Annotated in this window: 10 protein-coding genes; 8 read left to right on the top strand and 2 right to left on the bottom strand. The window is 62.2% G+C overall.

What is annotated here, in order from left to right:
* Positions 1-42 precede the first annotated feature (42 nt).
* The 3 genes from V6M63_RS21475 (at position 43) to V6M63_RS21465 (ending at position 4,453) form a co-directional block, all read left to right on the top strand.
* Entirely contained in the window at positions 43-1,383 is a 1,341-nt protein-coding gene (locus V6M63_RS21475) for a dihydroorotase (RefSeq protein ID WP_332745218.1), read from the top strand.
* Positions 1,380-2,135 carry a lysophospholipid acyltransferase family protein gene (locus V6M63_RS21470; RefSeq protein WP_332745217.1) on the top strand — a complete coding sequence of 252 codons (756 nt, stop codon included), beginning with the start codon at positions 1,380-1,382 and terminating at the stop codon, positions 2,133-2,135. Before V6M63_RS21475 ends, V6M63_RS21470 begins: the two co-directional genes overlap by 4 nt.
* Positions 2,136-2,320: 185 nt before the next feature.
* Positions 2,321-4,453, top strand: coding sequence for a PQQ-dependent dehydrogenase, methanol/ethanol family (locus V6M63_RS21465; protein WP_332745216.1), 2,133 nt, complete (start codon positions 2,321-2,323; stop codon positions 4,451-4,453).
* 110 nt (positions 4,454-4,563) lie between these two features.
* Here the strand turns inward: V6M63_RS21465 and V6M63_RS21460 are convergent, their stop codons facing one another.
* Complete coding sequence (locus V6M63_RS21460) at positions 4,564-5,208, bottom strand: glutathione S-transferase (RefSeq protein ID WP_332745215.1); 645 nt, start codon at positions 5,206-5,208, stop codon at positions 4,564-4,566.
* Between the two features lie 98 nt (positions 5,209-5,306).
* Here V6M63_RS21460 and V6M63_RS21455 point away from each other — a divergent pair, with 98 nt between their 5' ends.
* The 3 genes from V6M63_RS21455 (at position 5,307) to V6M63_RS21445 (ending at position 7,706) form a co-directional block, all read left to right on the top strand.
* Positions 5,307-5,684, top strand: a complete 378-nt coding sequence (locus tag V6M63_RS21455; RefSeq protein WP_332745214.1) for a DUF2946 domain-containing protein — start codon at positions 5,307-5,309, stop codon at positions 5,682-5,684.
* A 119-nt stretch (positions 5,685-5,803) separates the two neighbouring features.
* Complete coding sequence (locus tag V6M63_RS21450) at positions 5,804-6,295, top strand: copper chaperone PCu(A)C (protein WP_332745213.1); 492 nt, start codon at positions 5,804-5,806, stop codon at positions 6,293-6,295.
* Between the two features lie 4 nt (positions 6,296-6,299).
* A complete protein-coding gene (locus V6M63_RS21445) occupies positions 6,300-7,706 on the top strand; it encodes a PepSY-associated TM helix domain-containing protein (RefSeq protein WP_332745212.1) in 1,407 nt (468 codons plus the stop codon).
* Here V6M63_RS21445 and V6M63_RS21440 read toward each other — a convergent pair whose 3' ends face one another.
* On the bottom strand, positions 7,707-8,825 hold the full coding sequence (locus V6M63_RS21440) for an ABC transporter ATP-binding protein (RefSeq protein WP_332745269.1): 1,119 nt from the start codon (positions 8,823-8,825) through the stop codon (positions 7,707-7,709). It abuts the gene before it with no gap.
* A 141-nt stretch (positions 8,826-8,966) separates the two neighbouring features.
* Here V6M63_RS21440 and V6M63_RS21435 point away from each other — a divergent pair, with 141 nt between their 5' ends.
* Together V6M63_RS21435 and V6M63_RS21430 are read left to right on the top strand one after the other, a co-directional pair.
* Positions 8,967-10,577, top strand: a complete 1,611-nt coding sequence (locus tag V6M63_RS21435) for an ABC transporter permease (RefSeq protein WP_332745211.1) — start codon at positions 8,967-8,969, stop codon at positions 10,575-10,577.
* Between the two features lie 65 nt (positions 10,578-10,642).
* Complete coding sequence (locus V6M63_RS21430; RefSeq protein ID WP_332745210.1) at positions 10,643-14,608, top strand: NACHT domain-containing protein; 3,966 nt, start codon at positions 10,643-10,645, stop codon at positions 14,606-14,608.
* Positions 14,609-14,809: the final 201 nt, after the last annotated feature.

Here is a 14,809-nt window from a genome sequence, read left to right as displayed (position 1 = left end):
CCTGCGCTGCGGCCGTCTGATCGCTGAGCGAAGGAACCATCCATGAAGATCCTGATCCAGAACGGCCGCGTCATGGACCCGGCCACCGGCCGCGACGAGATCGCCGACGTGGCGGTCGCCGCCGGCCGCATCATCGCCATCGGCAACGTGGCGCCCGACTTCCACGCCGCCCGCACCATCGACGCCACCGGCTGCGTGGTTGCGCCCGGCCTGGTGGACCTGGCCGTGCGCCTGCGCGAACCCGGCCAGGAACATGCCGGCATGCTGGAGAGCGAGATGGCCGCGGCCGTGGCCGGCGGCGTGACCTCGCTGGTCTGCCCGCCCGACACCGACCCGGTGCTCGACGAGCCAGGCCTGGTGGACATGCTCAAGTTCCGCGCCGAGAAGCTGCACCTGGCGCGTGTGTTTCCGCTCGGCGCGCTCACGCGCGGCCTGCAGGGCGAAGTGCTCACCGAGATGGCCGAGCTCACCGAGTCCGGCTGCATCGGCTTTGGCCAGGCCGAGGTGCCCATCGTCAACGTGCAGGTGCTGCAACGCGCGCTGCAGTACGCCGCCACCTTCGGCTACACCGTGTGGCTGCGCCCGCAGGATTTCTGGCTGGGCAAGGGTGTGGCCGCCAGCGGCCCGCTGGCCACGCGCCTGGGCCTGGCCGGCATCCCGGCAGCGGCCGAAACCATCGCGCTGCACACGCTGTTCGAACTCATGCGCGCCACCCAGGGCAAGACGCCCGGCAGCGCCAACGCGCGCGTGCACCTGTGTCGCCTCAGCAGCGCGGCGGGTCTGGCGCTGGTGCGCCAGGCCAAGGCCGAGGGCCTGCCGGTCACGTGCGACGTGAGCGTGCACAACCTGCATCTGACCGACATCGACATCGGCTACTACGACAGCCGCCTGCGCCTGCAGCCTCCCGTGCGCCAACAGCGCGACCGCGACGCGCTGCGCGCCGGTCTGGCCGACGGCACCATCGACGCGCTGGTGTCCGATCACAACCCGGTGGACAGCGACGCCAAGACCCTGCCCTTCGCCGAGGCCGAACCCGGTGCCACGGCCGTCGAGCTGCTGCTCGGCCTGGCCTGCACCTGGGCGCAGCAGGATGGCCTGGGCCTGATGCAGGCGCTGACCGTGCTCACCCGTGGTCCGCAGTCGGTGCTGGGCGCCAGCCTGGGCACGCTGCAGGCCAGCGTGGGCCGCCTCGCGGTGGGTGGTGTGGCCGACCTCTGCATCTTCGACCCCAACGCGAGCTGGACAGTGCAAGCCGGCGCGTTGCGCAGCCAGGGCAAACACACGCCGTTCGGTGGGCACGAGCTGCCGGTGAGCGTGCGCGCCACGCTGGTGGGTGGACAGGTGGCTCACCAGGCGCTCGCCGAGCGGACCAGCGCCGCGTGAACCGCCTGCGCGCTTCCTGGCGTGCTCTGCGTGCCATCGGCCACGTGTTGCGTGGCTTGTGGATGATCCGCACCGAATTCGGCCGGCTCACGCCGCCGCAAACCCAGTTGCTGGTGCGCGAGTGGTCGCGCCAGATGCTGACCATCCTGGGCGTCGAACTCGTGGTCCAGGGCACGCCGCCCACCCACGGCCCGCTGCTGATGGTGGCCAACCACATCTCGTGGCTCGACGTCCTGGTGCTGAACGCGGCGCACCCCAGCCGCTTCGTCTCCAAGTCCGATGTGAAAAGCTGGCCGCTGCTGGGCTTGCTGACCACCGGCGCGGGCACGCTCTACATCGAACGTGAAAGCCGGCGCGACGCCATGCGCGTGGTGCACCACATGGCCGAACGCCTGCGCGCGGGCGACATCCTCACCGTGTTCCCCGAAGGCACCACCGGCGACGGCCGCGCGCTGCTGCCCTTCCATGCCAACCTGCTCCAGGCGGCCATCACGGCCAATGTGCCGGTGCTGCCGGTGGCGTTGGGCTTCGTCGACAGCGTGCGCGGCGGGCGGCACGACGCGCCGGTGTTCGTGGGCGACACCACGCTGGTGGCCTCGATCTGGACCATGCTGTGCGCCGACGGCGTGCGCGCGCAGGTGCGCTATGGCGAGGCCCAACAGCCACGCGGGCGCGACCGCCGCACCTGGGCGAGCGACCTGCGTGCGGCGGTGCAGCAACTGCAGGGCGCGGGCACCGACACCGCCGACTGACCCTGGCCCGCCGGGGTGCTGGTGTTCCACCCCGGAACACTTCTGGTTCAGGGAAATCCCGAGGATGAAAGCAGACGGACACAGGCGGAACATGCCGGTGTCTGTTCTGGTGCGCGTGCCTGGCTCGCGACCGGGCGGGCGCCCCACAACAAGCCTGCTCGCAGCGGGTTGCACCAGGAGACACGATGAAAAACACACCACTGGCCCGCCTCGGGTGCCGGGCGGCGGCAGGCTTGCTGGCCGCATGGGCCCTGAGTGCAGCGGCGTTCGCTCAGGCGCCTGCCAAGGGCTCGGCGGCGCACATCACCGCCGCTGTCAACAAGGTCAATGCGGCGTTCATGAAGAACAACGCCAGCAAGACACCCGACTGGCCGAGCTACGGCCTGGACTACGCCGAGACGCGCCATTCGAAGCTGAACCAGATCAGCACGTCCAACGTGAAGGACCTGGGCCTGGTGTGGTCGTACAACCTCGAATCCAGACGCGGCGTGGAGTCCACCCCGCTGGTGGTCGACGGCATCATGTACGTCACCGCCTCGTGGAGCGTGGTGCACGCGGTGGACGTGCGCACCGGCAAGCAGATCTGGACCTTTGATCCCAAGGTGCCGCGCGAAGCCGGCTACAAGGGTTGCTGCGACGTGGTCAACCGCGGCGTGGCGCTGCACGAGGGCAAGGTCTTCGTGGCGGCGTACGACGGCCGCCTGATCGCGCTGGACGCCGCCACGGGCCAGCAGGTGTGGGAGAAGGACACCATCGTCGACCGCAAGTTCAGCTACACCATCACCGGCGCGCCGCGGGTCTTCAAGGGCAAGGTGATCATCGGCAACGGCGGCGCCGAGTACGGCGTGCGCGGCTACATCACCGCCTACGACGCAAAGACCGGCGACCAGAAGTGGCGCTGGTTCACCGTGCCGGGCGACCCGGGCAAGCCGTTCGAGGACGAGTCGATGGCCAAGGCGGCCAAGACCTGGGACCCGGCCGGCAAGTGGTGGGAGGCCGGTGGCGGCGGCACGGCCTGGGACGCCATGGCGTTCGATCCCGAACTCAACCTGATGTACATCGGCACCGGCAACGGCTCGCCCTGGCAGCGTGACAAGCGCAGCCCCGCGGGCGGCGACAACCTGTATCTGGCCTCCATCGTCGCGCTCAACCCCGACACCGGCAAGTACGTGTGGCACTACCAGGAAACCCCGGGCGACAACTGGGACTACACCTCCACGCAGCCGATGATCCTGGCCGACATCAAGATCGACAACAAGCCGCGCAAGGTGATCCTGCATGCACCGAAGAACGGCTTTTTCTTCGTGATCGACCGCACCAACGGCCAGTTCATCTCGGCGAAGAATTTCGTCGACGTGAACTGGGCCAGCGGCTACGACAAGAACGGCCGCCCGATCGAGACCGCGATCGCGCGCACCGGCGATCGACCGCGCGAAATCATCCCGAGCGCGTTCGGCGCGCGCAACTGGCACTCCATGTCGTACAACCCGGCCACCGGGCTGGTCTACATGCCGGTGCAGGGCGTGCCGCTCACGTTGATGGACAACAAGGCCTGGAGCTTCAACGGGGTGCGCCCGGGCGAACCGCACAGTGGCATGGGCTGGAACACGGCGAACTTCGCCAACGTGGAGCCACCCACCAGCAAGCCCTATGGCCGCCTCGTGGCCTGGGACCCGGTGAAGCAGCAGGCCGCCTGGACCAAGGAGCAGATCTCGCCATGGAACGGCGGCACGCTCACCACCGCCGGCAACCTGGTGTTCCAGGGCACGGCCGACGGGCGCTTCATCGCCTACAACGCCACCACCGGCGAGCAGCTGTGGGAAACGCCCACCGGCACCGGCGTCATCGCCGCGCCCAGCACCTACCTCGTGGACGGCAAGCAGTACGTGTCGATCGCGGTCGGCTGGGGCGGTGTCTACGGCCTGTCCATGCGCGCCACCGACCGCCAGGGCCCCGGCACGGTCTATACCTTCGCCGTGGGTGGCCAGGCGCAGCCGCCGGCCTTCGTGAAATACCAACTGGACAAGCTGGTGGCCGGGGTGAAGTACGACCCGACCCATGTGCCCACCGGCACCGCGCTGTACGTGAGCAACTGCGTGTTCTGCCACGGCGTGCCGGGTGTGGACCGCGGCGGCAACATCCCCAACCTGGGTTACATGGACGCGTCGTTCATCGAGAATCTGGACAAGTTCGTGTTCAAGGGTCCGGCCACCGAACGCGGCATGCCGGACTTCACGGGCAAGTTGAGCATGGACGACGTGCAGAAGATCAAGGCGTTCATTCAGGGCACTGCGGACGCAATCCGGCCCAAGAACTAGGAGCACCCCCCGCCGCGCTGACGCGCGACCCCCCTCAAGGGGGGCGGTACCTGCGGCCTGGCAAAGCCAGTTCCGCGGTACCTCTGGGTGGGCCGGGCGTTTGCGCTCGGTCAGCCTTTTGCTCGTTTGAGCATCACCTCGGTGTTGGTCTTGCGGTCCGCGTTCACCGTCTGCACCGCGGGGCGCTCGCCCAGCAGCTTCAAGTAGTCGCGCACCGGCAGCTCGGCCAGGTAGTCGCGGCCGTAGATGATCCTGGTGGCGCTGCTCACCAGCGGCAGGTGCACCGCGGCCGCGCAGTCGGCCAGGGTGAAGGTGTCGCCCGCGATGAAGGGCGAAAACTTCACCAGCTGGGAGAAGGCCGCCACATTCTTGGTGAGCTGCTCGCCGGTTTTTTGCTTGGCCGCGTCGCTCACCTTGCCGCCAAAGAACGCCTCGCCGTAGAGGTTGCGCGCCACCAGCTCCAGGTGCAGTTCGATGTAGCGCACGATCTCGCGCACCTTGCCCTTCTGGAACGCGTCGGGCGGCATGAGCGGGCGGGCCGGGTAGGCGTCTTCGATGTACTCGAGCAGCACGGTGGACTCGGACAAGGGACCCGCGTCGGTCTTGAGGTAAGGCACCTTGCCCAGCGGGCTGGCGGCCTTGTCGGTCTGACCGAGCCAGGCCAGCTCTTCTTCAAAGGCCACACCTTTTTCGAGCAGCGCGAGCTTGACCTTGTTGTAGTAGTTGCTGGCCGCGAAGCCGCAGAGTGTGAGCATGGACATGTCTCCAGAGGGGTTGCAGTGGCGCGATGGTAGTGGGTGTGTGCGTGCTGCACACGTCTCGCAGTTGACCCCGGCTGATAAACTTCGCCCCCATGCTGGCCCATCCATTCCACCGTCGATTTGCTGCCTGGCTGGCCCTGCTCGCCATGGTGTGCGGCGCGCTCGCGCCCACGGTGGCGCAGGCGGTGGTGGCCTCGCAAGGGGGCGCCGGCTGGGTGCAGGTGTGCAGCGCGAGCGGCATGGTCTGGGTGCAGGCCAGCGCGACCGATGCGAGCGATGGCGAATCCATGGCCGATGCCTCACGCCATTGCCCCTGGTGCCATCTGCACGGCGCCGCCGGCCTGCCGCCTGCGGCGTTGCCGCCACTGGCACTCGCACCGCAGGCCGAACCGCCGCGCACACAGCCCCCCGGGCTCACGCCCGCCACCTTCTGGCCGGCCGCGCGTTCGCGCGCACCCCCTCGGGCCTGACGCGTCTGCCCTCATCGGGTTGCGCTGCGCACTCTTTGCACGGTTTTTTCCTCGAGCCGCCCGCCGCGTTCTGGCGTGAGACGGCCGATTCCCATTCAAACGCCTTTGCCGAATACGCCATGAAACATCTCATCATCTCCACCCTGCTGAGCCTCACCGCCAGCGCCTGGGCACAAGTGCCCGCCAACGTCGACGTGAAAGACGCCTGGGTGCGCGCCACCGTGGCACAACAAAAATCCACCGGCGCCTTCATGCAACTCAACGCCAAGGCCGACACGCGCCTGGTCGAGGTCAGGTCGCCCATCGCGGGTGTGGTCGAACTGCACGAAATGGCGATGGACAAGGACGTGATGCGGATGCGCCCCGTCACAGCGGGCCTCGCCTTGCCCGCGGGCCAGCCGGTCGAGCTCAAGCCCGGCGGTTACCACGTGATGCTGATGGACCTCAAAGGCCCGGTGAAGGCAGGCGACGTGGTGCCCGTGACGCTGGTGTTCGAGGGCAAAGACGGGCAGCGCTCGACGCTGGACGTGAAGGCCACGGCGCGCCCGCTGGGCAACGCCGCGGCGGCGCCCGCTGCGGCGGGCGACGACCACAGCCAGCACAAACACTGAGGCGGTGAGCACCGCTCAACGCGCGTCCACCGCGGACGCGGGGACAAGGTCGTCCCGATTTCACGCCGTTGCCTGGCGCTGGCACTTCTATGCCGGCCTGTGCGTCGTGCCTTTTCTGCTCATGCTGGCGCTCACCGGCGCCGTCATGGTGTTTTTCACCGGGTTCCAGACCCGGCTCGGCTTCACGGTGCCTGTGGTGCCGCAGGCCGTGGTGCTGCCGGTCAGCGCGCAGGCGCAGGCCGTGCTGGAGCTGCGCTCGCAAGGCCAGTTGATCGAGTACATCGCGCCGCGCGCGCCCGATGAAGCGAGCTGGTTTGTCGTGCAGCGCGACGGTCTCACCGAAGCGGTGGCGGTGGACCCGCACACCGCGCAGGTGCTGCAGCTGGTGGACAAGGAGAACACCGTGTTCGCCTGGGCCGAGCGCATCCACGGCACGCTGCTCATCGGCGATGTGGGCGACCGGCTGATCGAGATCGCCGCCGGCTTCGCCATCGTGATGATCGTCACCGGCCTTTACCTCTGGTGGCCGCGTGGCGGCACACGCTGGGCCCAGGTGCTGATGCCCGATCTGCGGCTCAAGGGCCGCCTGTGGTGGCGCTCGCTGCACGCCAGCGTGGGCTTCTGGCTCAGCGCGGTGCTGTTCGTGTTCCTGCTCAGCGGCCTGTCGTGGACGGGGGTGTGGGGCGCGCGGTTCGCGCAGCCCTGGGGCACGTTTCCCGCCGCCAAGTGGGACGCCGTGCCGCAGTCGGACGCCACGCACGCCTCGCTGAACACCGTTGGCCAGAAAGAGGTGCCCTGGGGTCTGGAGCAGACGCCGCTGCCCGCATCCGGCTCGGCGGCCGGGGTGCCGGGTGTGCCCGAAGGCCAGCCGGTGAACCTGGACACCGTGGCCGCACTCGCGCTTCAACTCGGTTTCACCGGCCAGCACCACATCCAGCTGCCGCAGAGCGACACCGGTGTGTTCACGGTCTCGGCCGACACCATGAGCGGTGACCTGAAGAACCCCACGCAGGACCGCACGGTGCACGTGGACCGCTACACGGGGCGCGTGATCGCCGAGGCCGCGTTTGCCGACTACGCGCCGGTGGCCAAAGGCATGGCGGTGGGCATCGCCTTGCACCAGGGCGACCTGGGCTGGTGGAACGCGGCGCTCAACCTGCTGTTCTGCGCGGCCACCGTGTTCCTCTGCGTCAGCGGCATCGTGATGTGGTGGAAGCGCCGGCCGGCGCGCAGCTGGCGCATTGCGGCGCCACCGGCACCGCGCGATCTGCCGCTGTGGAAAGGCGGTGCTCTGGTGATGTGCGGGGTGGCGTTGGCGTTTCCGCTCAGTGGCGCCGTGTTGCTCGCGGTGTTGCTGCTCGACTGGCTGGTGGTCTCGCGCCTGCCGGCACTCAAGACCGCCCTGGGCTGATCAGGCCACGGGCGTGGCCCGCGCCACGCCCGGCGCCGGCGGGCTCGATGCACCCGATCCGCGCTCGAAGGTGACCACGTGGTCCACCTCGGCGCGGATGCCGATCCATTCGCCCACCGCGTGGTTGTGGTGCGAGGGCACGTGCGTCATCAGCACCTCGCCGCTGGCCAGGCGCAGCGTGTAGAGGAACTCCGAGCCGCGAAACGCCTTGCGCAGAATCTGCGCCTTCACCGGTGCGCCGTCGTCGTGCACGATGTCGTCGGCGCGCAGCAGCACGTCGCACAGGCCCGAGGCATACGCCGTGGGCAGCGGGCATTCGTCCACGTCCTGCAGCGCGCCCAGCGGCGTCTGCACCGAGACCTCGTTGCCGTCCATGCGGATCTGCGCTGGCGCGAACACGCCGTGCCCGATGAACTCGGCCACGAAGCGTGTGGCCGGACGGTGGTAGAGCGCGTAGGCGTCTTCCCACTGGTGCAGGTGGCCTTCGTGCATCACGCCGATCACGTCGCCGATGGCAAACGCCTCCAGCTGGTCGTGCGTGACGAACAGCGCCGTGGCGCCCGCGGCCTTGAGGATGCCGCGCACCTCGTGGGCCAGGCGCTCGCGCAGGTCCACGTCGAGATTGGAAAAAGGTTCGTCGAGCAGCAGCAGGCGCGGGCGCGGTGCCAGCGCGCGGGCCAGCGCCACGCGCTGTTGTTGCCCGCCCGAGAGCTCGTGCGGAAAGCGCTTCTGCATGCCGTCCAGCCCGACCAGCTTGAGCACCTCGGCCACCCGCGCATCGCGTTCGGCGCGCGGCAGGCGGTCGATGCCGAAGGCGATGTTCCTGCCCACGTCGAGGTGCGGGAAGAGGGCGTAGTCCTGGAACACCATGCCGATGCGGCGCTGCTCGGCAGGCATGTGGTGTGCGCCGTCGCTGACCTTCTCGCCTTCGAGCGTGATGCTGCCGCCGCTGGCGCGCTCCAGGCCCGCCACCGCGCGCAGCAAGGTCGTCTTGCCGCAGCCCGAAGGGCCGATCAGAACCCCGATGTCGCCCGCGCGCAGCCCGAGCGAGACACCGTCCACCGCGGCATGGGGCAGGCCGGGGTAGTGCACGCTGAGTTGGGAGACGTTGAGGAACATGGCGTTGGGGGTGGGTGGCTCATTGTAGATAACTACAATTCTCATTTGCATTGATGTGCATCAAAAGCCCTGTCCGGTACGCGGCGGGCCCGCATGCCATCATCCCGCCCACCCCTCCGTCTCCCCCACCTCCCATTCTTCATGCTGCGTTGGTTGGCCCTCGCCCCGTTGATCCTGCTCGCGTGCGTGCTCACGCTGCCCGTGCTTTCGCTCGGCGGCTCGTGGTTCCAGTTCGATGCCGCCGCGCGCGACGTGCTGGGCCAGATGGCGCAGACCGTGTTGCCCGAGTACGTGCTCACCACCGTGGCGCTGTGCGTGGCGGTGGCGGTGGGCGTGGCGGTGGTGGGCATGCTCACCGCCAGCGCGGTGACGCTGTTCGAATTCCCGGGGCGGCGTTTCTTTGAATGGGCGCTGCTGCTGCCCCTGGCCATGCCGGCCTATGTGGTGGCCTACGCCTACACCGACTTCCTGCAGTTCAGCGGTCCGCTGCAGGTGTGGATGCGCCAGAGCTTCGGCCTGAGTGGCCGCGTGTTCCCCGAGATCCGCAACACGCCCGGCGCGGTCTGGGTGTTCACGTTTTCGCTCTATCCCTATGTGTACCTGCTGGCGCGCACCGCGCTGGCCGAGCGTGCTTCGCAGCTGATGGAGGCCGCGCGCCTGCTCGGCGCGCCGCTGGCCCGGCGCATCCGCGAGGTGGCGCTGCCGCTGGCGCGCCCGGCGGTGGCGGCGGGCGTGGCGCTGGCGCTCATGGAAACCCTGGCCGACTTCGGTGTGGTGAGTTACTTCGGCGTGCAGACCTTCACCGCCGGCATCTACAAGGCCTGGCTGGCCATGGACAACCGCCTGGCCGCCGCGCAGCTCGCCACCATGCTGCTGGCCGTGGTGGCGCTGCTGCTGTGGCTGGAGCACCGCGCGCAGCACCGCATGCGCTTCTCCACCTTGCGCGGTCAGCGCGCCGGCAGCAACGAAGCTCAGCCCAGCCAACTCCGCGGTGCCCGCGCCGGCCTGGCCATCGCGCTGTGTGCCCTGCCCATTGCCTTCGGCTTCGTGCTGCCGGTGCTGTTCATGCTGCGTCCGCTCATCGGTGGCTGGGACGAGTTGCCGTGGACGTCCTTCGTGCAGTGGTCGCGCAACAGCGTGTGGCTCGCCGGGCTGTCGGCCGCCTTGGCCACGGCCATTGCGCTGGCGCTGGCCTTTTCAGTGCGGGCCCGCCCCGGCAAGGTCACGCGCGGCGTGGTGCAGCTGGCGAGCCTGGGCTACGCCGTGCCCGGCGCCGTGATCGTGGTGGGCCTGCTGCTGCCGGTGGGCTGGCTGCAGGCGGTCAAGCCCGACACCAGCGTGGGCTACTTCGTCACCGCAACGGCTCTGGGCATCGTGTGGGCCTACATGGTGCGCTTCACCGCCGTGGCCCTGCAGTCGGTGCAAAGTGGTTATGCCCGCATCCCTGGCAGCCTGGACGATTCGGCCCGCATGCTGGGCACCACCGGTGTCGGCCTGGCCGCGCGCGTGCACTGGCCGCTGCTCAAACGCTCCACCGCCGCCGCCGCGCTGCTGGTGTTCGTGGATGTGATGAAGGAACTGCCCGCCACCCTGGTGCTGCGGCCGTTCAACAGCGACACCCTGGCGGTGGTGACCTACCAGCTGGCGCGCGACGAGCGCCTGGGTGAGGCGGCGCTGCCCGCGCTCACGCTGGTGCTGGTGGGTCTGGTGCCAGTCATCTTGCTGAGCCGCACCTTGCGCACCAAAGCATGATCCATCTTCCGCCACTGAGAGCATTCTCAGAAGTAGACACACTTTTTTAGCGCTAGGAGCACACATTGACCAAATCGTATGAACTTAGTGGACTTGATCCGTATGCATTCGAAAACTTGATTAATGTTCTGGCGCTCCGAGTGTTAGGAAACGGATCTTCTGGATTCGGGCCGGGATCAGACGGCGGTAGAGACGGAATTTTCGAAGGAGAGGCACCCTATCCTTCAACAACTGAGCGATGGAAAGGTACTTGGTACATCCAATCAAAATTCCACAGCCCTCATTTATCGAGAGATTCACAAAAATGGCTTATTGCGCAAGCTAGAGCTGAGATAAAACTATTTGAAAGCCCCGAAAATGAACGGGTTTGGCCTGACAATTGGATCATAGCCACCAATATCGAGCCCAGCGGAACTCCAAAAACAGGTAGCTATGACGTAATCAACGCTATGGTGAAAGAGGCTGTCAAAAAAAAGGTGAATGTTCATATTTGGGGCGGTAGGAAGATTCTTGATTTTTTCGTGTTGTATCCAGATATCGCTCAAAGTTATGCACATTTCATAACGCCGGGGAAAGTTCTCTCAACGCTTCAAGATCAATTGGGTGATCAGTATGGCTCCGTTAAGACAATTATTAACTATCTGGTGGCGACTCAGTTCTCTGAGCAAATTTATACAAAACTAGATCAAGCTGGCTCCTCATCTGATACGCGACCAGGAGTACACCATCTATTCATTGATTTGCCGCTCACGGTAAGTGAATCAAACATGAAAATGATGGCTCTTGACCATCTCTGTCGTGCATCTGCTAGGCCGCATAGACACTCGGTTTCCAGTAGTCTTCCTAAGTCATTGAGAGAGTGGAGTAAATACCCCCACAATGCTCGTGTTGCACTAATAAAAGGCGGTCCTGGGCAGGGGAAATCTACGGTGGGCCAGTATTTTTGCCAGATACAAAGAGCCGCCCTGCTGCTACTGCCGAATGCACCGAAGATCACGGACAAAAATAGAGCTGTTGTAAACGATGTCAAAGCAGCTGCAGAGCGAATTGAGGCATGGCCCTCTGTTCCAAGAATACCAATATCTGTTGAACTACGAGATTATGCCCATTGGTACGGAACGAAGAAAAATGATGAAGCGCGCGGCGTACTTACTTATCTCGCGGCGCGGATAGGGGCGAAAGTAGAGCAGACAATTCTACCCAGTACTCTAAGACGTACATTAGGCTTGCAGAGTTGGTTTGTACTATTTGATGGGCTAGATGAAGTTCCCAATGATGTTAAAGATCGAGTAGCAGACGAAGTGGTTGGGTTTGTGAACGATATAGTCGTTCAAGATGATGCGGATGTTCTGACTCTATGTACGTCCCGGCCACAAGGTTATTCTGGGCAATTTTCTGCACTTGATGGGCCTGTACTTAACCTGCAGATGCTTGACGTTAAGACGGCAATTAGATGTGCTGAACCAGTTGTACGCTACGACCGAAGCGCGGATGAGGGAGCAAGGTCGCTAGATCTACTTAAGTCAGCAGCTGCTTCAATAAGTGTTCAGCAACTTATGACAACACCGCTTCAGTCTCACATTATGGCTGTCGTTGTTAGAGATGGTGGCCGTCCACCAGAAAGAAGATGGCAACTATTTGAGAATTTCTATCAAGTAATGAAAAAGCGTGAGAGCCTTAAAAACGTTCATAATCCAAGAATCTCGAAATTGCTTCGAGAAGAGGATCGTCTTCTTCGAGCAGTTCATACCAGATTGGGTTTTGTACTGCATGCACGAGCGGAGCGAAGCGATGGAGCTCTCACAACATTGACGAAACACGAGTTTCGAGAGTTGGTCAATGATGTTGTCCTAAAATTAACCGATGACGATAGCAGTAATGTCGTCGAAGTTGTAATGGAAGCCATGACCGAGCGCTTAGTGCTGGTGAGTACTCCAGAAAATGGTGCCAACGTCCGGTTTGATATACGTCAGCTACAGGAGTTTTTTGCAGCGGAGTTCCTTTACGATTCAGTACTCCCAAGTATTTTGGCTCGAAGAGTCAGCGCGATAGGTGGGGATTCTCATTGGATGGAAGTAATGCACTTCTTGCTGAGTGCTCTAATTGAGAATAAGAGAACGACTGAGACTGACGTAACTATAAAGGCATTGGAGCAGATCAATAATGGAAATGAGAATGGCGAGCATCGGCTTTTCCACCGACGAATGGCGAAGGGAACGATATTGGCAATGCGACTCCTTAGCGAAGGGGTACTTGAGCAAGACAAACGAGATCGGATAAAGTTTAGGACGTTGTTCGATTCATTTGGCGGAATGATTGATAACAATGTTCTGACACACGTACATGAAGTTCATTCTGTGAACTCAAGGGCGTGGCTCATTTCAGTTTTGCTTGAGAAGATCACCGAGGCTAGTCCGTCTGAAAGCATCGGGGCTTTCATTGCTCTCGGCTATCTCCTGCCTGCTGATCATCCGGCGACTCGTGAGCTTACGTGCCAATTTTCAAATTTTTCTACTTCGTATCAAATTGAGATACTAAACGCGTGGTGCGATCGTAGTTTCGGCTCATTTCACGCCGAGCAAGACCAAGTACTGAGTCTTTGGGCAGTTGCATGTGTTGTGTCTGCGGCCAACAGTGAAGCATGGCGTTGTTACGATGCAGCCGGAAAAGCGTACATAAATGGCATTTTACAGAGAAATTATGAAAAAATTCTACCTGCATGTGCCATCCTTAATATTGATAATAAACTAGCCTCATTGATGCATTCGGTTTTCCGTTGGGAGAATAGTGGAAACACTGAAGCTAAGTCGTTCTCGTTCGGATTGGTTGAGACAACGTTGCACGTTCACAATTGGAGTACAGCGTCGCTGCCGTCCGAGGTGGAGCAGGCATTAAATCTAGAATGTGATTTCGCTGCCCAAGGGTTATTTCAAGTCATATGCGGTCTTTTGAATTTTAAGCAGACAACAACTTTCATTGCGCTTAAGCACGTTCTGGCCCTTATACCGGTGGGGGAAGAGAATATGCTTAGAGGTGTGCCGTCTTGGATTGTTGCCCTTTTGCCTTGCCGGACAGCGTATTACAAGTCAGAGTACGATTGTTCTCATTTGCGATGTATGTCGTCCGATGAATTCTCGAGTTTTTGGGCAAATGGACGGTTTGAAATGTTCCCCGCTGTTGCAGAGCAGTTAATGCTTTGTGATAACAAGGATTTGAAGTTAAAGGATTGGGAGTACTTCTTCGAGCATTTGCCTGCAGTGGCTGTCAATATTTTGCTGATGGATAATCTTCAATGGTTTGCAAATGTAGAAGTTGCACTTGATAGTCATTTGCAACGAGTAAAGCAAATTTTTCTTTCTTCGCCAAAAATTGCTCGAAATAATTATCTTTCTTGGGGTCAGGTTTTTAGGGATGATGCGGATGGCTTGAATGATCTTCGCACTCACATTCGAACCTTACCCCTTGAAGACGTCGAATATGTTCATGCTGTTTCGAACATCGTTTCTATTGGAATCGACGAAAAAAATTATTATTCGGTTTATTTTTTCGCATTGGGAATGCTTGCAATAATTGAGGGGCAAACCGACAAAGAGTGGACGGAAATGGTCGACGTGATTGCGAGCAATTTGCGAGAGTTTGATTTAGATTCTGAATGTCTTGCGCGATTAAAGGATGATTGTGCAATGGATGCGCGGATAAGAGTTGCAGCTCATTTTCTTCTGGTGTTTGTTGGCGGCCACTCTAGTGTGAAGGGGAATTTGAACAGTTCACTAAGTCAGTTGCCGTGCGTGCTTTCAATGTGCCGAGAGTTTGATTCGAGTTGGTATGCTCGAGGCATTTGTATGGTAATCGGCAAGGAAATGGTAGAGCGAGATTCCAATGCTGTTTTGGCAGTCGAAACTTTGCTAGCTGGTGCGAGGGAATTGGTTTGTTTTCGTGCTCCACTCTCGCAATTGCTGATGGTTTGGCGGGAGACGTCCGCACTGCCGATTGATTCTAGCGATAGTTTGAGCTATTGGCTTGATGAGTGAGGCTAGGTGCAATGTTGCGGTCGCAAGTAATCTGTTCATTGGGGGCGAAGTGAATTGCGCTTATTTATTTGTGAAGTTTGGGGAGTATCTTGGTTGTAATCCAATGCCCCCTTCGCTTAGTTTGTCGCCTTGCTTGAACTTTATGTTGCTTAAAAATGCACATGACTAGACTTGCCATTACTCGAGACTTGATAGAAGAGC

Source organism: Hydrogenophaga sp., assembly GCF_036675665.1.
GTDB lineage: Bacteria > Pseudomonadota > Gammaproteobacteria > Burkholderiales > Burkholderiaceae_C > Hydrogenophaga.
This window is presented reverse-complemented; position numbering and strand designations above follow the sequence as displayed.